Consider the following 19046-nt stretch of genomic DNA (forward strand, 5'->3'; position numbering starts at 1 on the left):
TTCGGGCCTGGGTTCAAGGCGCAATACGCCTTAAAAGGGAGAGTGCCATAGCGCAACCGCCCCCGCTTGTCGAGGGGGTGATGGCGATTATTTTTCAAGTCACACCGACGCTCACGTGTCGCCCTGTTTTATGCGCTCCGCTGATTTGGCTTCGGCGAACTTCGTTTTCAGGGGCGGGAGTTTAGCGCGTGAGCCCATAATCTCCGTCCAGCAACTCTTTAAGCCCCGGATCGGCGATCCTCTCGCCCTCCCCCAGCGGCTGCCCCAGCAGGGCGGCGGCGTCCCCGTCCGGCGACCAGTAGAGATTGCCCGTATGCGTGGCCGACATAAAGCCGTTGGGATTGTCCGGTCCTTTATAGATACGGTGCGGCGCGGTCAGGTAGAAGATATTGTTGGTGATGCTCACCCCGGCGTCACGGTCGCCTTCGCAGCCATTGAAACAGATCGACCAGAACAGCGACCGCAGCGACCAGAAATCCTTGTCCGTAATGTCCGGGATGCGCGTGCGGATGATGATATTGTTGGCGATTTTGAGATTGCGGATGCCGTTGGTGCCGACGAACTTGTCCACATCGTCGCTTATATTGTGCTCGATCGTCACGTCGTGCGTGTTGCCGGCGATTTCCAGAAACCCGCCCTTGGTATTGCGCGACAGATTATGGTGCACCCAGGTGTTGTGGGCCTTGAAGAAACGGTCCTCGCCGTCCAGTTCCACCGCCGCCCCGTCATTGACATAGGCCCCGCCGTAGAAGCCGTAATTTTCGATACGATTGTGCGCGACTTCGTTGTGCGGCCCGACGATGACGATGGCCATCGCGCCCCAGTATTCGGTGATGCGCGAGGCGTCGTGCAGATAGTTGCCCTTCACCGCAGAGTTCGCACCACGCACGCGAACACCCACGGGCATGTTATTGAATTCATTGTTCTGAATGGTGACGTGTCTAGTGGTGGCGTCGGTATAGATTCCCGCCATATCGGTCACGAGTTTGTGCTGATGGCTTTCCTTCCACGGCAGCGGCGGCTCGTCCGGCGGTGGGGTGGCGCCGTCATAGAAATAGAGGTTTTCGACCGTCACATAGCTGCCGTAGACCGAGACGACCCGCCCCAGCTCCAACCCGAAACGCGGGTTCATCAGCTTCGGCGCATGACCCTCGCCATAGGCCCCGACCACGATGGGTTTGGCCGCGGTGCCCGACTGCGCGATCTTGAGGTGACCGACAAAGGCCGTGCCGCGCGCCAGCCGCACGCGGTCGCCGGGTTCGAGCGTCTGGGCATTGACGCGGCTGAGACTGCGCCAGGGCTGGGCTTCACTGCCGGAATGAGCGTCATTACCGATCACGCCATTGACGTAATAATCCGCCGCCGTCGCCGGACCAGCCATCAGCGCCAGCAGGCAAATCCATTTCCGCATCCGCACCTCCATAAGGCCGCCAGTAAGGCAGGCGCAGAGCGGGATTACAAGTCTCCGATCAGCGTCAGTCGTTCAATATCCTTAGACCGCCCGAACAGCCGCAGGGTCGCCGCCTGCTCGCGCAACGTCGGAACACGGACGGCTTCGATCCAGATATTGCTTTCAATTTGCAACTCATGCCAATCACCATCTGAAAACACTTCCAGACCACCCATGAAGTCGATCTCCAACCCGCCTTCCGGACGGTACTGAAAATACGGACTGGAGCGGAATTTGGCGTCCGTGCGTGGTGGACTGACGGGCATTCCAAGGGCCTGACCCGCGGCCTCTATCACATCCGATGATCCATAGACATCGACATCGCGCGCGTCGACGGGGATGCCGCTTAGATACAGCGCCGCCGAGCCGATGATCCACCACGGTTCGTCCGGCGGCAAGGTGGCGCGGATCAGGTCCAGCGAGCGACGGAGTTCGGGCGACATGAGTCTCAGAATAGGCCGGTTTGCGTTCTGAGAGAAAGTAAGATTCTCCACAGATGGCCACAGATACACACAGATGGATCGCGCGTGGGTATGGGGCCTGCGCTCTATCGTCGGGACCGGTGCGCCTATTTTTTGGAACCACTGATTTCACAGATGGGCGCTGCGCGCCTTGGTGTATGCGCCCTCCATCATTTTCCGTTTGAAGACAATAATCTGTGAAATCTGTGCAATCTGTGGTTCTCCCTAAGGTTTGCCGCACACTCGGTCTATCTGTGTGCATCTGTGGCCATCTGTGGAGAACCTTCCCTTCCCAAAACCCAAAGAAAAAGCCCGATCTTGCGACCGGGCTTTTCCCTGTGACTTTCCGAAGAAAGGCGAAATTACTTAACTTCGACCTTGGCGCCAGCGTCTTCCAGCTTCTTCTTGATGTCGGCCGCTTCTTGCTTCGAAACGTTTTCCTTGACGTTCTGCGGAGCGCCTTCGACGAGGTCCTTGGCTTCCTTCAGACCGAGTTCCGAACGGATGCCGCGGATTTCCTTGATCACGTTGATCTTCTTGTCGCCGCCGTCAACCAGGACGACGGTGAATTCGGTTTGCTCTTCAGCGGCTTCAGCCGGGGCGGCAGCGGCGCCACCGGCGACGGCAGCGACGGCGACCGGAGCGGCGGCCGAGACGCCCCACTTGTCTTCGAGGAGCTTCGACAGTTCAGCAGCTTCCAGAACGGTCAGGGCGGACAGGTCGGCGACCAGTTGTTCGAGTTTGGACATGGTATTTCCTTAAGGATGAGATAGGGTTGGGAAAAGACTGTTAGGCGTTTTCTTTGGTCGCATAAGCGTTGAAAACGCGAGCCAGTTGGCCGGCAGGCGCCTGAAGCACGCCAGCAACCTTGGTCGCCGGGGCCTGAAGCAGACCGATGAGCTTGCCACGCAGTTCGTCCAGCGACGGCAGGGTAGCCAGAGCCTTGACGCCATTGGCGTCGAGGACGGTCGTCCCTTCCATGATGCCGCCAACGATCTTGAACTTGTCATTCTCTTTGGCGTACTGGGCGGCGATTTTCGCGGCCGTCACCGGGTCATTGGCATAGGCCAGCACGGTCGGGAACTTGAAGAGAGCATCGCCCGCTTCGCCCGCAGAGCCAGCCAGAGCCTTTTGAGCCAGACGGTTCTTGAACACTCTGAGCACGGCGCCTTCTTTACGAAGACGCAGACGCAGATCAGCCATTTCCACAAAGGTCATGCCCGAATACAGGGCAACGACCACGGAGCCGGAGTCGGCGAAGACGCTCTTGAGCTCTTCAATCGATTCGGCTTTTTTAGCGCGGTCCATTGTGGCCTCCAATTGAGGATTTCCATGCGAGACAATCCCGCATGGGTGAAACGACTTGAACGCTTCGGTTGCCCGAAACGGTAAAGTCACTGTCCATGATGAGAGGCAAAGGCAACAAGACCACGCTTCCAGAAGGAAGTATGAAATCTTAGAGGCGTTTCGCGTCCCGTCTATATTCGGGTTCCGGCGGCTACCGGAAGCTTATGGAACAGGCGGCCCCTGCTCCCACGAAGGTCTCGGACAGAACGGATGGGAACCGAAATTCCCACACCGAGGCGCGCCCTATAGCTGCCGATGGCGCGAAAATCAAGTGTTTCTTGTTATTTCCAGCTTTTCCTGGCGCGCGGGCCGCCGCAGCAACTCCCCACCGCAGTTCGGGCAGCGTCCACCGTGCCGATGCACGGTGCAATCGACGCAGTAGGTGCATTCATAGCTGCAGATAAAGGCTTTCGAGGTTTCGGGCAACAAGCCCGCACCGCAGGTTTCGCAGCCCGGTTTCATTTCAAGCATCAACGCCTCCCCAAATTCGACGGCAACACCTTATCGCGCGTCATAAACGGCTTGCAGATGGCGGATATGGCAACTAAGCTAAAAATCATGCCAAACGCCTTTCCCAACCGCGACGTCTGCGCCCTCGCCTTCGATGGCATGCCGCTGTTCGAGTTTTCCATTGCCGTGGAACTGTTCGGGCTGGAGCGGCCGGAAATGGGCCCGGACTGGTATCGCTTTCACGTCGTGTCCTTCGATGGCGGTCCCTGCCGCACGACGGCGGGCCTCAGCGTTACAGCCACCGCCCCGCGCGAGTGGCTGGAGACCGCCGGAACGATCATCATCCCCGGCTGGCCGATGGACAAACCCATCCCGGACACCCTGATCGAGTTGATGCAGCGCGCCCACGACCGCGGCGCGCGCATCGTCACCATCTGCTCCGGGGCCTTCGTATTGGCCGCCGCCGGGCTGCTGAAAGGGCGGCGCGCCACGACACACTGGAAATATGTCGATTACGTCGCCTGTACCTGGCCGGACGTCCAACTGGTCCCGGACGTGCTCTATATCGACGAGGGGCAGATCCTGACCTCGGCCGGCAGCGCGGCCGGCATCGATCTGTGCCTGCATCTGATCCGCCGCGACTTCGGGCCCGAAGCCGCCAACAAGGTCGCCCGCCGTCTGGTCGTCCCGCCGCATCGGGACGGCGGTCAGGCCCAGTACATCCCCAAATCCGTGCCCATTGAATATGAGCGCAACCGGCTGGGGCCGCTGCTCGACCACATGCGCGAACGTCTCGATGAACCGCACACCGTGGCGCAACTGGCGCGCCGGGCCGGCATGTCTGAGCGTACCTTCCTGCGCCGCTTCGAAGAGGCCACGGGCACGACGCCGTCGAAATGGCTGATGCAGATTCGCTTGCAAACCGCACGCGACCTTCTGGAAGCCACGCCGGACAGCGTTGATCTCATCGCTCAGACCTGCGGTTTCGGCAGCGCCGCCAATTTTCGGCATCACTTCCGTGAAAACCTGTCGACCACGCCGACAGCCTATCGTCAGACCTTTCAACGCAACAGCGTCCTGTTCTGAAATGTTCCCGGCACTGCCCTGCCGTTCCTGTTCGAGCGTGCGCCATACCGATGGCCTGCACCAAACCTGCCGAACAGCTTGCTTTTAAGCCCGGGCTTTGGCACAGGCGAGCTTATTCCGGACGCCACCTTGTCGTCCAAAACCGGCCTCCACTTTTGGACAGGTTGCACATGCGAACCGACCTTGACGACATCCTCGCCTTTCTGGGCTCAGAGACGCCGCGCGCGTGGATCGACGCCGCGTTGAACCATCAGGACCTGCTGCTGCTCGACCACAAGAACTGCGAGTACAAGGCCGCGTCGAACGCGCTCAACCTGATGGCCAAGTATAATACGTCCGAAGTCCTGATGAACGCCATGTCGCGTCTGGCGCGTGAGGAACTGGTCCACCACGAGCAGGTGATGAAGCTGATGAAGACGCGCGGCGTCGAACTGCGCCCGCTGACGCCTTCGCGCTACGCCATGGGGCTGCGGCGCGTGGTCCGGCGGAGCGAACCCGGCATGATGACCGACATCCTCATCGTCTCGGCCTTTATCGAGGCCCGCTCGTGCGAGCGTTTCGCCGCGCTCTGGCCGCATCTGGATGAGGAGTTGGGTAAATTCTACAAAGGCTTGCTGGAAAGCGAAGGCCGTCATTTCAAGAACTATCTGAAACTGGCCGATCTCTATGGCGATCCGGAGGATGTGGCCGCGCGCATCGCCGCCATCCGCCCGATCGAACAGGCCCTGATTGCCGATCCGGATCCCGAATTTCGCTTCCACAGCGGGACGCCCGTCTCCATACTTGCCACAGCCTGATCCCTTGGGCATCCTCACGTCAAAAGAGACGGAGAGAACAGATGTTCAGGACTTTCATGCTGGCTGGCCTCATACTGCTGGCCAGCGCCGCTCCGACCGTGGCCCAAACGCAATATACACCGGTCTTCGACCACACGGCCCCCGCCGTGCCGCGTGAACTGAAGACCCCAGCCATATTGATCCTGAGCAAGGCCAATGCCTTCAGGCACAAGAACATGGCGGTCGTGGCCACGGCGGTGAAGAACATCGCCACAGGCCGCGACTGGCCCGTCTATGAGACTGACAGCGCCGCCGTCATGGATGTGAAGCTGATGAAGCGCTTCAACGTGGTAGTGCTCAACAATACGACCGGCGATCTGTTCACGCCGGCACAACGGATCGTCTTTGAAAAATGGATCGAAAAGGGTGGCCGTGTTGTGGCGCTGCACGGTGCCGGGGGCACCAGCAATCACCCCTGGCCGTGGTATGTCGATAAGGTCATCGGCGCAGGCTTTACCGGGCATCCGAAAATCCAGAATGGCACGATCCGCATCGAAGACCGCCACCATCCGGCCACACGGCCCCTGCCCGCCTCGTGGCCGCGCAATGACGAATGGTACAGTTTCGACCGCAACCCGCGCGGACCGGGCGTGCGCATACTGGCCACAGTGGACGAGACGACCTACGACCCGACCGACAAACTGCGCATGGGCGCGGACCACCCCATTATGTGGACCAGGTGCCTGGGCAAGGGCGGCGCCTTCTTCACCGCTCTGGGCCATCAGGACGCGGACTGGTCCGATCCCGTCTTTCTGTCGCATATCGAGGGCGCACTGGAATGGGCCCGCGACCGAAAGCAGAAGGTGTGCTGAGCCCGATAATGATCGGGCGAACCCCCTTCCCTTTTCTTTGACACCGGGACATAGGCCGGACCGCAGCAATTAACGGCGCGTCTCGCGCTACAGGCAATAAAAAAGCCGCCCCGTTGCCGGAGCGGCTTTTTCAGTCACAGGCGGAGCCTGAAACTTACAGCGCGGACGAGGTGTCGACCTTTACGCCCGGCCCCATCGTCGAAGACAGCGAAATCTTCTTGACGTACAGACCCTTGGCACCCGACGGACGGGCCTTCACGAGGGCGTCCACCAGAGCCTTGGCGTTGGCTTCCAGTTGCTCGACCGTGAACGAGGTCTTGCCGATGCCGGCGTGCACGATACCGGCCTTTTCAACGCGGAACTCAACAGCGCCCGACTTGGCGTCCTTGACAGCCTGAGCGACGTTCGGGGTCACGGTCCCGACCTTCGGGTTCGGCATCAGGCCGCGCGGGCCAAGCACCTTACCGAGGCGACCGACCAGAGCCATCATGTCCGGAGACGCGATGACGCGGTCGAAGTCCATGAAACCGCCCTGGATCTTTTCGACCAGGTCTTCGGCGCCGACGACTTCAGCGCCAGCGGCCAGAGCTTCCTCGGCCTTCTTGTCCTTGGCGAACACAGCGACGCGAACGTCCTTGCCCGTGCCCGACGGCAGTTGAACGACGCCGCGGACCTGCTGGTCGGCGTGACGCGGGTCAACACCCAGGTTGACGGCGATTTCGACCGACTCGTCGAACTTGGCCTTGGCGTTGGTCTTCACGACGTTCAGGGCGTCGGTCAGGTTGTGCAGCTTGTCGGCCTCGACGTTCCAGGCCTGAATGCGCTTTGCAATCTTGGTCATCAGATTTCCCCTTAGTCGACGATCTTCAGACCCATCGAGCGCGCGGAGCCCTCGATGATCTTGGCGGCGGCAGCGACATCGTGAGCCGAAAGATCTTTCATCTTCTTCTCAGCGATTTCACGCAGTTGAGCCTGCGTGATCTGGCCGGCCGAATCGCGGCCCGGCTTCGACGAACCCGACTTCAGGTTCAGCGCCTGCTTGATGAAGAAGGTGGCCGGCGGCGTCTTGGTGACGAAGGTGAACGACTTGTCCTGATACACCGTGATGATGGTCGGGAGCGGCGTGCCTTTTTCGACGTTTTCAGTGCGGGCGTTGAATTCCTTACAGAAACCCATGATGTTGACGCCGCGCTGACCCAGTGCCGGGCCGATGGGGGGCGAAGGCGTGGCCGAGCCAGCCTTCACCTGGAGCTTGATGTAGCCCAGGATTTTCTTAGCCATTGGATATCTCCATAAAGTCCCGGTATCTTGGGACATTGTGAGCCGTGGTATGGGTCACCCCTGCCACGGATTTAAACTCCGTCCTGAGACGAAGAGCGGGCGCTATAGACGAAAACGCCTGATGCCGCAAGGTGTGATTACATCTTTCCGCTGTAAAAGACAGAGCCGCCGGCGGGCAGGGGCAAGGGCCCCTGCACCCGGTAGTCAGAATCAAACATCCTTTCATACCTCCCCAGTTTACTGGGGAGGGGGACCGCACGAACCGACCGAAGATCGGTGAAATGTGTGGTGGGGCTTCTTACTTAATTTGAGACGACTTTGTTTTGGGAAGGATCACAAGACACCCCACCACCCCGCCCTACGGGCGGGGTCCCCCTCCCCGGCAAATCTATCCCCGCCGGTCAAACCGCCCTTACCCTTGGGCGCATGGACCATGCGCAGCGCACCGATGAACACCTGACGCCGGAACAAAGGCGCGAGCGGTTGCGCGCCTTTGCCGATCGTATGCTCATCGCGCTCGAAGACCTCGACACGCCCCAAACCCGTGACGATGTCACCAAGGGCGTGCGCACGGCCTTGATGATCGAACGCCTCTATGCCCGCTGCGATGCCTCGGAAACGCAGGCCTACAAACGCGCCGCCACGTCCATCGAAGATCAGGTGACGCTGAAGAGCAAGCTCAAATTCAAATGGTCGGGATACTATTTTGACAAGGCCCCCGACGTGCCGTTTGTGACGCTGAAGCCCAGCGATCTGGCCGGCCTGCAATGGCCGCGTCCGGAGTCCGATCCCATGGCGGATCTCAGGGTGGACCTCAGGGCCAATATCGACGCTTACAAATCATCCGGAAAGTCTGCACATCAGCCTGCCCTCGAACCGCAGCCCGAACCGGTCAAAGCGTCGGAGCCGGTTCAGCCCAGGCCTGAACCCGCCGCGCCTGCAAAACCCCAGGGCAAGCCTCTGACGCCAGAGCAGATGGCTTTGCGCGACCGCGTGCTGAATACCGAGCCCATCCCCCTACCTAAGAACATCGCGTGGATCGATCATGACTACGGTCTGATCCGGGATGAGGACATCGAAGTGATTTACGGCGACGGCCTCGGCTATATGTATGACGGTGGCTGCACCCGCAAAGGTATTCTGAGAACGCTCCAAGCCTTTCCGCGTGAATATCTCAATGAGTTCTGGCCGGACATCTTTCCACTGGATACCAGTTAAGAAAGGAAGGGTTTGGCCACGGAAAGCACGGAAAGGTTGTGGAACCGATCTTGCCCGAAGGGCGTTGATCCTTGTGCAGCAGACTGGATAAAGGGCGCTTCGCGCCGAAATTGCCACTTCCTCCCTTTCCGTGCTTTCCGTGTTTTCCGTGGTTAAATTTTACAGTCTCATCCACGCTCAGCCCGTGTCATTCCTGCGCCTGCTTACGGGGTCCGGGGTCAAATGACCCCGGAATCTTCTGCCAAAAGACACAAAAAACCCCACGCAGCGCACTGCATGGGGCTTATCGTCGTAGATTTTACTAAAGCCGCTTAGCCCGCGGTCTTTTCGACCTGGGCGAATTCCAGTTCGACGGGGGTGGCGCGACCGAAGATCGACACCGACACCTTGAGGCGGGCACGTTCCTGATCGACGCTTTCGACCACGCCGTCGAACGAGGCGAACGGGCCGTCGGTGACCTTGATCTTTTCGCCGATGTCGAAGGACAGGACGGTCTTGGGCTTTTCGGCGGCGACTTCGACGTTGCCGACGATGCGCTGGACTTCCTTTTCGGAGACCGGCATCGGCTTGGCACCCGAACCGAGGAAGCCGGTGACCTTGGGCGTATTCTTGACGAGGTGGAAGGCTTCGTCGGTCAGTTCCATCTTCACGAGGACGTAGCCCGGGAAGAACTTGCGCTCGGAATTGAACTTGCGGCCGCGGCGGACTTCGACGACCTCTTCGGTCGGGACGAGGATTTCGGAGAACTTGTCCTCAAGCCCTTGCGCCTTGGCCTGCTCGCGCAGGGATTCGGCGACCTTCTTTTCGAAGTTCGAATAGGCGTGGACGATGTACCACTTGTGCTTGGGGTTCGGTGCGAGCGTCGCTTCCAGGGTTTCGGCCATGTTTGTGAGCCCTTAACGTCCGATATTGATGAGCGAGTTGACCGCGAATCCCAGTCCGCCGTCAACAACGTAAAAGAAGACGCAGGCGACGACGACCATGATGAACACCATCACCGTGGTGATCCAGGTCTCCTTGCGCGAGGTCCAGGTGATCTTGCGCGCTTCCTGACGGACTTCCTGAATGAACTTGGCCGGGCTGGTGCGCTTCTTCGGGGTGACGGCTTCGCTGCCGGCGGCCTTGGCCGCTGCCACGGGCGCAACCGCAACCTTGCGTGCGCTTTCTGCCGTCGGGGTCGAAGGGGGCTTTTTCGCCATCAGTACACTCGTCCAGTTGTTTTCAAACAACACAAATGAGGCTGGAAACCGCGATTTCAAGCCTCATTTGTGATGAAATGGCAGGGGCAGAGGGACTCGAACCCACGACTTCCGGTTTTGGAGACCGGCGCTCTACCAGCTGAGCTATACCCCTGTACGAAATCCGCCTTGTGTCGCCACGGCGGTTTCAGAGGAAGTCGCGTTTATCAGCCGTTCACCCAAAGGGCAAGCCACTGTCGCGGAAAATCCACCAAAAACTTGCCTGTACGGGCGAGTGCGACCAAAAAAGACGCGACGGCCAGAACGACCGCCGCGTATCAGGTTTGGAGAACCAGAGAAATGCAGGATCAGACGATCAGGCCTTTCTCCTTATCGCCACCTGCCCCGGAAAGCGCAGGCGGAGATTTCGCTGTCCGGATCGGATTAAACCGGACGAATGTCATCTTCTGTCAGCGGCCGCCTTCGTCGATGCGGATCTTGCCCGAGCCCATGACGGTGCGCGACACATGGCCGGTAACCTTGCGGATGGAAACGTCGCCCGCGCCGACGATGGAGACGTCCACGTCGCGGGCTTCGCCGCCGAAGCGCACATTACCGGAGCCGGCGATGGAGACGTCGATCTTGGGGGACGTGCCGTTGTCGATGCGGACGTCGCCGGAACCGCCGATAGCGATATCTACCGGGCCCGCGACCTCGGTCACATGGATCGAGCCGGAGCCGCCGATGGCGCCCGACAGGGACTTTATCCGCCCCAGATAGATGTCGCCCGAACCGCCTATGGCGACTTCGGCATCGCCGACATTGCCGGCGCGCACGCTGCCCGACCCGCCGATGCTCAGTTCAGCCTTTTCACGTACCGTATCGGTCGTCCAGTCGCCGCAGCCGCCCAGCGCGAATTCGAGGGACTTCGCCGCACCGATACGGCCATAGACCGCGCCTTCCGACGCCACCCTGGCGTCCATCGGCACGCGCAGGTGCACCACCGGCAGATCGGCCAGCGCGATATTGCCCTTGCCGTCGATGCGGACCGTCTGGTTGTTGACGCAGTTATAGCTGCGCTTGCGCAACTGACCCGTGGCGATCAGCTTGTCGCCCTTGGTGCTGACCATGATCTTCGGCACATCGGCCTTGCCGTAGTTGACCGTAAGCTGCACGTCGCTGCGGTTTTCCGGCGTGACGATCACGCGCGCTGCCATGTTCTTCAGTTCCACTTCCGTGGCAGCCTGCGCGCCCGCTGCCGCCGCCATACCGGCTACGGCTGCGAAAACGCCCGCCTTGATACCCGTGTTCATTTGAAACCCCTGAATGGTTTTGATGAACACAGGATGCAAAAGGCGGGCGTTCAGAACAACTTAATTGCGTGTCATGAAGCAATTGTAATGTATCAGACTTTATCTACCTGGCGCTTTTCAGCTTTCGGTCGAAAAAGTCCAGATACAACCGATACCTGAACAGGTTCTTCTCATTGCTGCGTATACCGTGGCGGTCGCCGGGGAAGAGCATCAGCTCGAACGGGATCGACTTCTTCTGCAGGGCATCGACGACGCGGGTGGTGTTCTGCAGGATCACATTGTCGTCGGCCATGCCGTGCATCAGCAGCAGGCTGCCCGGCTTGAGGTTATCGAGGCGGTTGACCACGTCGTACTTCGCATAGTTCTCGGCATTGGCCTGCGGCGTCGACATATAGCGCTCGGTATAGGCGGTGTCGTACAGGCCCCACTCGGTGGGGGGGGCGCCGGCCGCACCAGCGGCGAACGGCGTGTCCTTGGCCGTCAGCGCCATCAGGGTGACGAAGCCGCCCTGCGACCAGCCCATCATGCCGATCCTGGCCGGATCAACATAGGGCAGGCTTTGCAGCCATTTCGCACCCATGATCTGATCGTCGATATCCGGCCCGCCGAATTGCTTGTAGATGGCGCGCTGGAACTTGACCGAGCGGTTGGGCGTGCCGCGGTTATCCAGTGTGAAGACGATATAGCCGGCCTCCTGAAACAGGCGGTTGGCCGGGGCCACCCAGCTACGGCGCACGTCCTGACGCGCCGGGCCGCCATAGATGGAGACGATGACCGGGTATTTTTTCGCCGGGTCGAAGCCCTTGGGCTTGAGCATCAACCAGTGCAGGTCTTCGCCGTCCACGGCCTTCAGCGTGCCGAACTCCGGCGCGGTATAGCTGTCCTTATAGGCAAAATACGGGTGTTTGGCGTCGAGCGGGTTTTCCTCGATCCAGCGCACGCGCTTGCCCGCCGCGTCATAGAGACCGGTCTGGGACGGCGTCGCCGGGTCGGAATAGGTGCCGATAAAGGCTTTGGCATTGGGAGCCACATCCGTCGCCCACCAGCCGCCGGCCTGAGTCAGGGCGACCGGCGCGGCGGGCTTGAGGTAGGAGGTCTTGTAGAGGCCCATTTCGACAACGGTCTTATAGGACGACTCAAACCACACTTCGCCCTTGTCCTCATCGACGGCGGCGACCTTGGCCACCGGGAAGTCGCCCTTGGTCACCTGACGGATCAGCTTGCCGTCCTTGCCGTAGAGATAGAGGTGGTTGTTGCCGTCGCGCTCGGACGCCCACAGGAAGCGCCCGTCCTTGAGCAGGCGCAGGTCGTTGTTCAGCTCGACCCAGGTGTCCGACGTCTCGGTCAGGACGGTGCGCGGCGCGCCGCCCGTCAGCGGATATTGCAGCAGGTCCAGCGTCTTCTGGTCGCGGCTCAGGCGCTGCACGAAGATCGACTGCCCGTCGCGGCTCCAGTTGACACGCGCCAGATAGATGTCGGTATCGGCCCCCAGATCGAGCAGCACGTCCGTCCCGGTCTTAAGGTCGTGGACGAACAGGGTGACGATGGCGTTGGGACGCCCGGCCTTGGGGTAGCGCTGATCGACGATCTTGGCGCCCGTGCCGCTGATCTCGAAGCGCTCGACCACATCGACCGGGCTCTCATCGACCTTGGTGTAGACGATCTTCGTGCCGTCCGGCGACCACCAGTAGCCGGTGTAGCGGTTCAGTTCCTCCTGCGCGATGAACTCGGCCACGCCGTAGGAGATGACGCCCTCGCCTTTCGGTGTGATGGCACGCTCGCTCCCGCTGCTCAGGTCGCGCACATAGAGGGTCTGATCGCGGACATAGGCCACCTGCCCGCCCTTTCCCGTATTTTGGGGGTTCAGCTTGGCATCGACCTCGTCGCCCGGCGTTTCGGTGGCGCGACTGATGGCCCTGGTGGCGCGATCGACCAGATAGATGTCGCCGTCCAGCGGCACCAGAATGGTCTTCGACGACGAATCCCAGTCATAGGCCACGACGCCGCGCGCCGAGACGCGCATGCGTTCGCGCCGCGCCTTTTCGGCTTCCGACAGTTCCTTGCCTTGCGACGACAGGGCGTCGGCATCGACCAGCACGTAAGGCGCGCCGCCCTTGACGTCGACAGCCCACAGGTCCTGCACCGTGGCGTTGCTCAGCTTGGGCTTGAGGAAGGTCAGCAACGTCCCGTCCGGCGACAGCTTGGCCCCCACCGCCTTCGGCCCCGACAGGTCCGGATCGGCGAACACGCGCTGCGGAGTTAAAACAGATTGCGCCATGGCAGGGGAAAGGACAACCGCAGACAGCAGGGCGGCGACGGAGACAGCGAGAGTCTTGGACGGCATGAAGCACTCCGGAATACGATGCCGGAAGCTACCCCCTTGGTTCGCCACGGGTCAAGCGGTCTCAAGCGAAACTACGGCTACTGAGACGGCCGCGACAGGACGTAGATGGCGCACATCAGGCAAATGCCCGCCGGCAGAAAGGCCCAGGCCCCGCGCAGGGTGACGAATCCGATCACTGACGACACGGCCATGCCCCCGACCGCCGCGATCTTGGCCGTCGGGCCGATGACGCCGCGCTCACGAAAAGCCCGGATGGGCGGGCCGAACTTGGGGTGCTCCATGATGCGTCGCTCCCATGCCGGATTGGAACGGGCGAAGATGACGGCGGCGATGATGAAGAAGACCGTGGTCGGCAGAACCGGCACGAACATGCCGATAACGCCGATCGCGACGAAACACAGGCCAAGCAGGTTCAGAACCACTCTCATTCTCAAACCATAGACCGAATTTCCGCGGCGTCCACCGTTCTTGTGCGGCTGCGCGCTTTCGCCGCTCCCGATAAGTTTACCGCCACGCCCCTGCTGCCCCGAACCGCGTTATGGTAAATTCATCGGATAAGAGAGTCGCCTTCATGCGGCCGGGAGGAAACCTGTGAACATTATCAACACCCTGCTCAGCCCCAACGGACGGCTGTCGCGCATCGGCTTCTGGGGCTGGAGCCTGGGCATAGCCGTCATCTGCCTGACCCTGTGGTGGCTCAGGGCCAATTACGGCGAGCGCATCGGCCTCAGCCCGGTCGAAGGGCTGGACCCGCTGTGGCTGGCGCTGGGCCTGCCGCTTCTGTGGATCGGCTTCTGCCTGAGCGTCAAGCGTTGGCACGATCGCGGCAAGTCGGGCTGGTGGCTGCTGATGGGTCTCGTCCCCGTTCTGGGTCAGTTGTGGACACTGATCGAGTGCGGCTTCATGGCCGGGCAAAGGGGCGGCAACCGCTTCGGCCCCTCGCCCGAAGGCTACCGCCCGAACCTCAGCGCCTATCGCCTTGAGGACATGCCGGAAGATATGCCCTAAGCTGGCTTGGCCCTAAGCCAGGTTGGCCTTGAAGAAATCGACCGTCCGTCGCCAGGCCAGATCAGCCGCCTCCTTGTTATAGCGCGCCGCCGAGGTGTCGTTGTTGAAGGCGTGGTTGACACCGTCGTAGATGTGGATTTCGAAGCGCTTGCCCGCCGCGGTCAATGCCGCACTATAGGCTTCAATCCCGGCATTGATGCGCGCATCCAGACCGGCATAGTGCAGCATCAGCGGCGCCTGAATGGCCGGCACATCGGCCAGCGGGGCTTGCGCGCCGTAATAGGCGACGCCCGCGTCCAGCGCCTTCGATTGGGTGGCGATGCGGTTGACCTGTCCGCCGCCCCAGCAGAAGCCCATCGCGCCGGTCTTGCCATTGCCTCTGGGGTGCATGGACAGCCAGTCGAGATATTTTTCGGCATTGGCCACGGTCTGAGCGCTATCCAGCTTGCCGATCAGCGTGCGCGCCTCGTCCTCATTGGCGGGCGTGCCACCCAAGGGTGACAAGAAGTCGGCCCCCAGCGCCATAAAGCCTTCCAGCGCCAGCTTGCGCGTCACGTCGCGGATATGCGGGGTCAGGCCGCGATTCTCATGGATAACCAGCACCGTCGGCAGCTTGCCCGCTGCGCCCTTGGGCCGCGCCACATAGCCCTTGAGGCCGTTCAGATCGACCTCTTCGATGGTCAGGCGCGCATCGTCGGCCGGCACGGTCTGCGCCGCCGCCTGCCCGGCGCTGAGTAGGGGCAGGACCGCCGCCGCGGCCGCCGCCGATCCGGTCAGCGCCGTCAGCCGACTCATAAAGGCACGGCGGTCGAAGGTGACGTGGGTGAACTCGTCGAAGGCGTCGATCATCGCCTGAGTTACGATAGGCTTTTCCATGCGGGCGCTCCTGTTTCCTCTTGAACGCGCCATGAAGCCACGACCTTCGGACGCGGGAAAGAAAAAAGCGGCCCCTGAAGTTCAGGAGCCGCTTTAAGCTAGTGCGCGGGCTTCGGGCCGAAGTGCTCGATGTCCTTCTGTGTGATGTCCATAAAGTCCGGCACCACCTGATTATATTCGGCGACCTTGCCCAGATCGACGACGATGTCGCGGTGGCCTTCCCACATCATGTTCAGCGCCACGTAGAGGATAACGGCCAGACCGAAGAAGCCGATCCAGCGGTACTTGTGCAGCACACCGGCGATAAAGTGCGACGCAACCCCCATCAGGGCGATAGCGAGGATCAGGCCGAAGACCATGATTTCCGGGTGGGCGTGCGACGCACCGGCCACGGCCAGCACGTTGTCGAGCGACATGGACAGGTCGGCGATGAGGATCTGAATGACGGCGGCCTTGAAGGTCTTGGCCTTTTTGACCGGAACCGTGGCGCCGCCCGCGGTGGCGTTACCGTTGATGTCGGCACCGGTAGCGTCTTCCAGAGCCGCTTCGGCGTGTTCCTGCGCGTGGGTGTGCGGTTCGCGCAGTTCGCGCCACATCTTCCACGCCACCCACAACAGCAGCAGACCGCCCGCCAGCAGCAGGCCGACAACGGTCAGAAGCTGCGCCGTGACCAGCACGAAGCCGATGCGCATGATGACGGCGGCGATCAGGCCGTAGAGAATGGCCTTTTTACGGTCCTTCGCCGCCAGACCGGCCGCGGCCAGACCGACCGCCACGGCATTGTCTCCGGCCATGACGATGTCGATGAAGACGACCTGAAAGAAGGCCGAGGCCTGAGACGCGAACTCAGGGTTGGTGAAAAAGTCCATTGCGGGCTCGTTGCATGTGAGAAGGTTTGCATACCCTCCTAGTTTTCGCATCCCGCCTTGTCCAGAGGCAGAACGTAAGTAATCCTGTGAGAGTCTTCCACGCCACGCCGGAGCGCCGCCCCATGTCCACCGATCTTTCCGAAGGCTGGGATGCCGTCGCCTGGCGGTTTATGGCGCGGCGCTCAGACATCGGAACCGGACTGGTCCGCGACTGGGCCACAGCGCACGTGCCGCCGGGCGGCCATATTGTCGACATAGGCTGCGGGTCCGGCGCGCCCATCGCTCAGGCCCTGATCGAGGCCGGGTTCGCCGTTTCCGGCATCGATGCCTCCCCCACACTGGTGGCGACCTTTCGCGAACGCTTTCCCGAGGCACCGGTCGCATGCGAAGCGGCGCAGTACAGCGCCTTTTTCGGGCGCAGCTTCGACGCCGCCCTCTGCGTCGGCCTGCTGTTCCTGCTGAGCGAGGCGGATCAGAGCACCGTCATCCGCCGGGTCGCGCAGGCCCTGAACCCCGGCGGGCGCTTTCTGTTCAGTGCCCCGCTTCAGGTCTGCGACTGGCCGGACAGCCTGACGGGCCGGCGTTCGGTGTCGCTGGGCCGGGACGCCTATGCGCGACTGCTTGAGGCCAGCGACCTGTGCCTTATCGATTGCCGCGCCGACGAAGGCGGCAACAATTACTACGACGCCGTAAGGGCCTAGTGCCGCCCCAGCGTCTCATAGAGCGCGATCGAGGTCGCGTGGCTGACGTTCAGGCTCTCGAAGCCGCCCGGCATGGGGATTTTCACCAGATGATCACAGTGTTCGGCCACCAGACGGCGGATGCCCTCGCCTTCCGAACCCATGACGACCACCAGCCCGCGCGGGCTGCCCCCGCCTTTCTGGTCTGACGCGCGCCAGCCCTGCTGCTCCAGCACGGTTTGCAGGCTGTGCTCGGCTTCGCCCGCCATGCCGACGCTGACGAAGCCATTCTCCGAAAGCGATTCGAGCGCCCGCGACAGATTGGTCACCCGGGCGAACGGCACCCTGTCCATCGCGCCCGCCGCCGTCTTGGCCAGCACCCCCTGCATCACCGGCGAATGGCGGTCCTGCATGATCAGCCCCGCCGCGCCGAAGGCCGCGCAGGTGCGCAGGATGGCGCCGATATTCTGCGGATCGGTGACCTGATCGAGCATGACCAGCACCGGCGTGTCCTTGCGCAGGGCCGCCTCCATCAGGCCGTCGAGATCATCACCTTCCAGCGGCGGCCCGTTGAGGGCGATCCCCTGATGCACCGCGCCCTGCGGCAGGAAGCCGTTGAATTCCTGTATCTCGGTAACGCGCACATGCAGGTCGCCGCGCTTCAGCGCCGCCTGCGGCAGGCCCTTCTGGCGCTCAGGCGTGACATAGAGGCGAATCGGTCCGTGCCGGGACGGATTTTTCAGCGCCGCCTCGACCGCGTGCAGCCCCCAGACCCAGCCGTCTTCGGAAACCTTTATCGATGTCTTGGGACGGGGGCCATTCTGAGGCCGCGCCGCCTGAACCGGCCCGTCACCGCCCTTGCCGCGCGCCTGATCCTTGGCGAAGGGCTTCGACTGCCCCGAAAAACCCGGCTTTGCGCCCGGTTTTTTGGGATTATTTTGCCCTTTCCGCGATTTAGGGTCGTTGCGTTCGCGTTGGCTTGACACTATAAGACGCGCTCCGATGTGAAGCCGGTGAGGCTTTTTGGGGTGAGTGGCGGCCTGTTTAATGCGGGCATCCACAGAAACCAAAAAGTTTTTTTGTTTTTAGACTTGTTCTTTGTTCAAAGATTGAGTTTAAGGGCCACCTCGTTTCAACGGGCGTGCCAATGGGGGAATGTCCCGAGCGGCAAAGGGGGCGGACTGTAAATCCGCTGCGTAAGCTTCGCAGGTTCGAGTCCTGCTTCCCCCACCACCGCACGCCCGTGAAACGCTCTCCGGCCACGGCCCTGCCTCAAGGGCGGGTATAGCACAATGGTAGTGCAGCAGCCTTCCAAGCTGAGGATGTCGGTTCGATCCCGTCTACCCGCTCCAAAATCTTTCCTGACATATCAGAGTTTGGTCGCCGCCCCGAAGCGATTGTCGCCGCGCGTCCCTTCGAGGAGGCCGCACTCGATCAGCACCCACAGCCAGCCGATCAGCGGCACCAGGGTGATCAACGCCCACCAGCCGCTCTTGTTGCGGTCGTGCCAGCGCTTCACCTGAACCGCAAAGGTCGCGTACAGCACCACCAGCCACGCTGCGAATCCCACCATGCCGACGCCGTCGAAGCGATAGGGCCGCAGCAGGCTCATACCGTCGCCACTACCGCCGAACAGGGCCAGAAAGGCGGAACTGATCAACCACAGGAACAGGCTGTAGAGCCAGAAATCCCGGCGGCGAAAGCGGCCCCGGTAGCTGAAAAAGGCGTTTGACAAATCCATGACGGCATCCTCCGTCTCTTATGGATACGTCCGAACGCCTTTGATTCCTAGAGCGCAATCCGATAAAGTGGACACCACTTTACGGACAAATTGCGC

General features: G+C 61.4%; 22 protein-coding genes and 3 tRNA genes. 8 read left to right on the top strand and 17 right to left on the bottom strand.

Annotation, left to right across the window (positions count from 1 at the left end; genetic code table 11):
- Nucleotides 1-181: 181 nt before the first annotated feature.
- The 5 genes from LH365_RS08415 to LH365_RS08435 form a co-directional block, all read right to left on the bottom strand.
- Nucleotides 182-1411 carry a right-handed parallel beta-helix repeat-containing protein gene (locus LH365_RS08415; protein WP_226743209.1) on the bottom strand — a complete coding sequence of 410 codons (1230 nt, stop codon included), beginning with the start codon at nt 1409-1411 and terminating at the stop codon, nt 182-184.
- A 44-nt stretch (nt 1412-1455) separates the two neighbouring features.
- Nucleotides 1456-1893 (bottom strand): hypothetical protein, encoded by a 438-nt coding sequence (locus LH365_RS08420; RefSeq protein WP_226743210.1) that lies wholly within the window; start codon nt 1891-1893, stop codon nt 1456-1458.
- Nucleotides 1894-2273: 380 nt separating this feature from the next.
- Complete coding sequence (rplL, locus tag LH365_RS08425) at nt 2274-2660, bottom strand: 50S ribosomal protein L7/L12 (protein ID WP_107872751.1); 387 nt, start codon at nt 2658-2660, stop codon at nt 2274-2276.
- A 40-nt stretch (nt 2661-2700) separates the two neighbouring features.
- Entirely contained in the window at nt 2701-3219 is a 519-nt protein-coding gene (gene rplJ, locus LH365_RS08430) for a 50S ribosomal protein L10 (RefSeq protein ID WP_107872753.1), read from the bottom strand.
- 306 nt (nt 3220-3525) lie between these two features.
- Complete coding sequence (locus LH365_RS08435) at nt 3526-3729, bottom strand: DUF1272 domain-containing protein (RefSeq protein WP_226743211.1); 204 nt, start codon at nt 3727-3729, stop codon at nt 3526-3528.
- A gap of 87 nt (nt 3730-3816) precedes the next feature.
- Here LH365_RS08435 and ftrA point away from each other — a divergent pair, with 87 nt between their 5' ends.
- From ftrA to LH365_RS08450, 3 genes are all read left to right on the top strand, one after another.
- Nucleotides 3817-4794 (top strand): transcriptional regulator FtrA, encoded by a 978-nt coding sequence (gene ftrA / locus LH365_RS08440; RefSeq protein ID WP_226743212.1) that lies wholly within the window; start codon nt 3817-3819, stop codon nt 4792-4794.
- A gap of 170 nt (nt 4795-4964) precedes the next feature.
- Nucleotides 4965-5591, top strand: a complete 627-nt coding sequence (locus LH365_RS08445) for a tRNA-(ms[2]io[6]A)-hydroxylase (RefSeq protein ID WP_226743213.1) — start codon at nt 4965-4967, stop codon at nt 5589-5591.
- A 41-nt stretch (nt 5592-5632) separates the two neighbouring features.
- The gene (locus LH365_RS08450) at nt 5633-6442 is read left to right on the top strand and encodes a ThuA domain-containing protein (RefSeq protein WP_226743214.1); all 810 of its coding nucleotides are present in this window, start codon (nt 5633-5635) and stop codon (nt 6440-6442) included.
- 154 nt (nt 6443-6596) lie between these two features.
- On the opposite strand, the gene rplA is transcribed toward LH365_RS08450, so the two are convergent.
- Both rplA and rplK read right to left on the bottom strand, forming a co-directional pair.
- Nucleotides 6597-7283: a 50S ribosomal protein L1 gene (gene rplA, locus LH365_RS08455; RefSeq protein ID WP_107872767.1), complete on the bottom strand. Its 687-nt coding sequence runs from the start codon at nt 7281-7283 to the stop codon at nt 6597-6599.
- An 11-nt stretch (nt 7284-7294) separates the two neighbouring features.
- A complete protein-coding gene (rplK, locus tag LH365_RS08460; RefSeq protein WP_107872769.1) occupies nt 7295-7723 on the bottom strand; it encodes a 50S ribosomal protein L11 in 429 nt (142 codons plus the stop codon).
- A gap of 426 nt (nt 7724-8149) precedes the next feature.
- Here rplK and LH365_RS08465 point away from each other — a divergent pair, with 426 nt between their 5' ends.
- Nucleotides 8150-8941 carry a hypothetical protein gene (locus LH365_RS08465; RefSeq protein ID WP_226743215.1) on the top strand — a complete coding sequence of 264 codons (792 nt, stop codon included), beginning with the start codon at nt 8150-8152 and terminating at the stop codon, nt 8939-8941.
- A gap of 311 nt (nt 8942-9252) precedes the next feature.
- Here the strand turns inward: LH365_RS08465 and nusG are convergent, their stop codons facing one another.
- The 6 genes from nusG to LH365_RS08495 form a co-directional block, all read right to left on the bottom strand.
- Entirely contained in the window at nt 9253-9825 is a 573-nt protein-coding gene (nusG, locus tag LH365_RS08470) for a transcription termination/antitermination protein NusG (protein ID WP_226743216.1), read from the bottom strand.
- A gap of 12 nt (nt 9826-9837) precedes the next feature.
- Complete coding sequence (gene secE / locus LH365_RS08475) at nt 9838-10140, bottom strand: preprotein translocase subunit SecE (RefSeq protein WP_226743217.1); 303 nt, start codon at nt 10138-10140, stop codon at nt 9838-9840.
- Nucleotides 10141-10218: 78 nt separating this feature from the next.
- Nucleotides 10219-10294 (bottom strand) — tRNA-Trp (locus LH365_RS08480).
- A gap of 295 nt (nt 10295-10589) precedes the next feature.
- Nucleotides 10590-11432 (bottom strand): GIN domain-containing protein, encoded by an 843-nt coding sequence (locus LH365_RS08485; RefSeq protein WP_226743218.1) that lies wholly within the window; start codon nt 11430-11432, stop codon nt 10590-10592.
- A gap of 103 nt (nt 11433-11535) precedes the next feature.
- Nucleotides 11536-13776, bottom strand: coding sequence for a S9 family peptidase (locus LH365_RS08490; protein ID WP_226743219.1), 2241 nt, complete (start codon nt 13774-13776; stop codon nt 11536-11538).
- Nucleotides 13777-13853: 77 nt separating this feature from the next.
- Nucleotides 13854-14204 (bottom strand): YbaN family protein, encoded by a 351-nt coding sequence (locus tag LH365_RS08495; protein WP_226743220.1) that lies wholly within the window; start codon nt 14202-14204, stop codon nt 13854-13856.
- A gap of 163 nt (nt 14205-14367) precedes the next feature.
- Here LH365_RS08495 and LH365_RS08500 point away from each other — a divergent pair, with 163 nt between their 5' ends.
- Nucleotides 14368-14784, top strand: a complete 417-nt coding sequence (locus LH365_RS08500) for a DUF805 domain-containing protein (RefSeq protein WP_226743221.1) — start codon at nt 14368-14370, stop codon at nt 14782-14784.
- 12 nt (nt 14785-14796) lie between these two features.
- Here the strand turns inward: LH365_RS08500 and LH365_RS08505 are convergent, their stop codons facing one another.
- Nucleotides 14797-15660 carry a dienelactone hydrolase family protein gene (locus LH365_RS08505; RefSeq protein ID WP_226743222.1) on the bottom strand — a complete coding sequence of 288 codons (864 nt, stop codon included), beginning with the start codon at nt 15658-15660 and terminating at the stop codon, nt 14797-14799.
- Nucleotides 15661-15758: 98 nt separating this feature from the next.
- On the bottom strand, nt 15759-16529 hold the full coding sequence (locus tag LH365_RS08510; RefSeq protein ID WP_226743223.1) for a YjbE family putative metal transport protein: 771 nt from the start codon (nt 16527-16529) through the stop codon (nt 15759-15761).
- A gap of 122 nt (nt 16530-16651) precedes the next feature.
- Between LH365_RS08510 and LH365_RS08515 the strand changes: the two genes are divergently transcribed.
- A complete protein-coding gene (locus LH365_RS08515) occupies nt 16652-17230 on the top strand; it encodes a bifunctional 2-polyprenyl-6-hydroxyphenol methylase/3-demethylubiquinol 3-O-methyltransferase UbiG (protein WP_226743224.1) in 579 nt (192 codons plus the stop codon).
- Here LH365_RS08515 and rlmB read toward each other — a convergent pair.
- A complete protein-coding gene (gene rlmB, locus LH365_RS08520) occupies nt 17227-18195 on the bottom strand; it encodes a 23S rRNA (guanosine(2251)-2'-O)-methyltransferase RlmB (protein ID WP_226743225.1) in 969 nt (322 codons plus the stop codon). The genes LH365_RS08515 and rlmB overlap by 4 nt on opposite strands.
- A gap of 163 nt (nt 18196-18358) precedes the next feature.
- Here rlmB and LH365_RS08525 point away from each other — a divergent pair.
- Nucleotides 18359-18442: transfer RNA gene (locus tag LH365_RS08525), tRNA-Tyr, on the top strand.
- 45 nt (nt 18443-18487) lie between these two features.
- A tRNA-Gly gene (locus LH365_RS08530) sits at nt 18488-18561 on the top strand.
- Nucleotides 18562-18578: 17 nt separating this feature from the next.
- Here the strand turns inward: LH365_RS08530 and LH365_RS08535 are convergent.
- Nucleotides 18579-18950: a DUF805 domain-containing protein gene (locus LH365_RS08535; protein ID WP_226743226.1), complete on the bottom strand. Its 372-nt coding sequence runs from the start codon at nt 18948-18950 to the stop codon at nt 18579-18581.
- Between the last annotated feature and the right edge of the window lie 96 nt (nt 18951-19046).

The organism is Asticcacaulis sp. AND118 (assembly GCF_020535245.1).
Lineage (GTDB): Bacteria > Pseudomonadota > Alphaproteobacteria > Caulobacterales > Caulobacteraceae > Asticcacaulis.

Bases quoted from the DNA above. Each gene is read 5' to 3' on its own strand.
- LH365_RS08415 (WP_226743209.1), bottom strand. From the start codon at position 1,411: ATGCGGAAATGGATTTGCCTGCTGGCGCTGATGGCTGGTCCGGCGACG.
- LH365_RS08420 (WP_226743210.1), bottom strand. From the start codon at position 1,893: ATGTCGCCCGAACTCCGTCGCTCGCTGGACCTGATCCGCGCCACCTTG.
- rplL (WP_107872751.1), bottom strand. From the start codon at position 2,660: ATGTCCAAACTCGAACAACTGGTCGCCGACCTGTCCGCCCTGACCGTT.
- rplJ (WP_107872753.1), bottom strand. From the start codon at position 3,219: ATGGACCGCGCTAAAAAAGCCGAATCGATTGAAGAGCTCAAGAGCGTC.
- LH365_RS08435 (WP_226743211.1), bottom strand. From the start codon at position 3,729: ATGCTTGAAATGAAACCGGGCTGCGAAACCTGCGGTGCGGGCTTGTTG.
- ftrA (WP_226743212.1), top strand. From the start codon at position 3,817: ATGCCAAACGCCTTTCCCAACCGCGACGTCTGCGCCCTCGCCTTCGAT.
- LH365_RS08445 (WP_226743213.1), top strand. From the start codon at position 4,965: ATGCGAACCGACCTTGACGACATCCTCGCCTTTCTGGGCTCAGAGACG.
- LH365_RS08450 (WP_226743214.1), top strand. From the start codon at position 5,633: ATGTTCAGGACTTTCATGCTGGCTGGCCTCATACTGCTGGCCAGCGCC.
- rplA (WP_107872767.1), bottom strand. From the start codon at position 7,283: ATGACCAAGATTGCAAAGCGCATTCAGGCCTGGAACGTCGAGGCCGAC.
- rplK (WP_107872769.1), bottom strand. From the start codon at position 7,723: ATGGCTAAGAAAATCCTGGGCTACATCAAGCTCCAGGTGAAGGCTGGC.
- LH365_RS08465 (WP_226743215.1), top strand. From the start codon at position 8,150: ATGGACCATGCGCAGCGCACCGATGAACACCTGACGCCGGAACAAAGG.
- nusG (WP_226743216.1), bottom strand. From the start codon at position 9,825: ATGGCCGAAACCCTGGAAGCGACGCTCGCACCGAACCCCAAGCACAAG.
- secE (WP_226743217.1), bottom strand. From the start codon at position 10,140: ATGGCGAAAAAGCCCCCTTCGACCCCGACGGCAGAAAGCGCACGCAAG.
- LH365_RS08485 (WP_226743218.1), bottom strand. From the start codon at position 11,432: ATGAACACGGGTATCAAGGCGGGCGTTTTCGCAGCCGTAGCCGGTATG.
- LH365_RS08490 (WP_226743219.1), bottom strand. From the start codon at position 13,776: ATGCCGTCCAAGACTCTCGCTGTCTCCGTCGCCGCCCTGCTGTCTGCG.
- LH365_RS08495 (WP_226743220.1), bottom strand. From the start codon at position 14,204: ATGAGAGTGGTTCTGAACCTGCTTGGCCTGTGTTTCGTCGCGATCGGC.
- LH365_RS08505 (WP_226743222.1), bottom strand. From the start codon at position 15,660: ATGGAAAAGCCTATCGTAACTCAGGCGATGATCGACGCCTTCGACGAG.
- LH365_RS08510 (WP_226743223.1), bottom strand. From the start codon at position 16,529: ATGGACTTTTTCACCAACCCTGAGTTCGCGTCTCAGGCCTCGGCCTTC.
- LH365_RS08515 (WP_226743224.1), top strand. From the start codon at position 16,652: ATGTCCACCGATCTTTCCGAAGGCTGGGATGCCGTCGCCTGGCGGTTT.
- LH365_RS08535 (WP_226743226.1), bottom strand. From the start codon at position 18,950: ATGGATTTGTCAAACGCCTTTTTCAGCTACCGGGGCCGCTTTCGCCGC.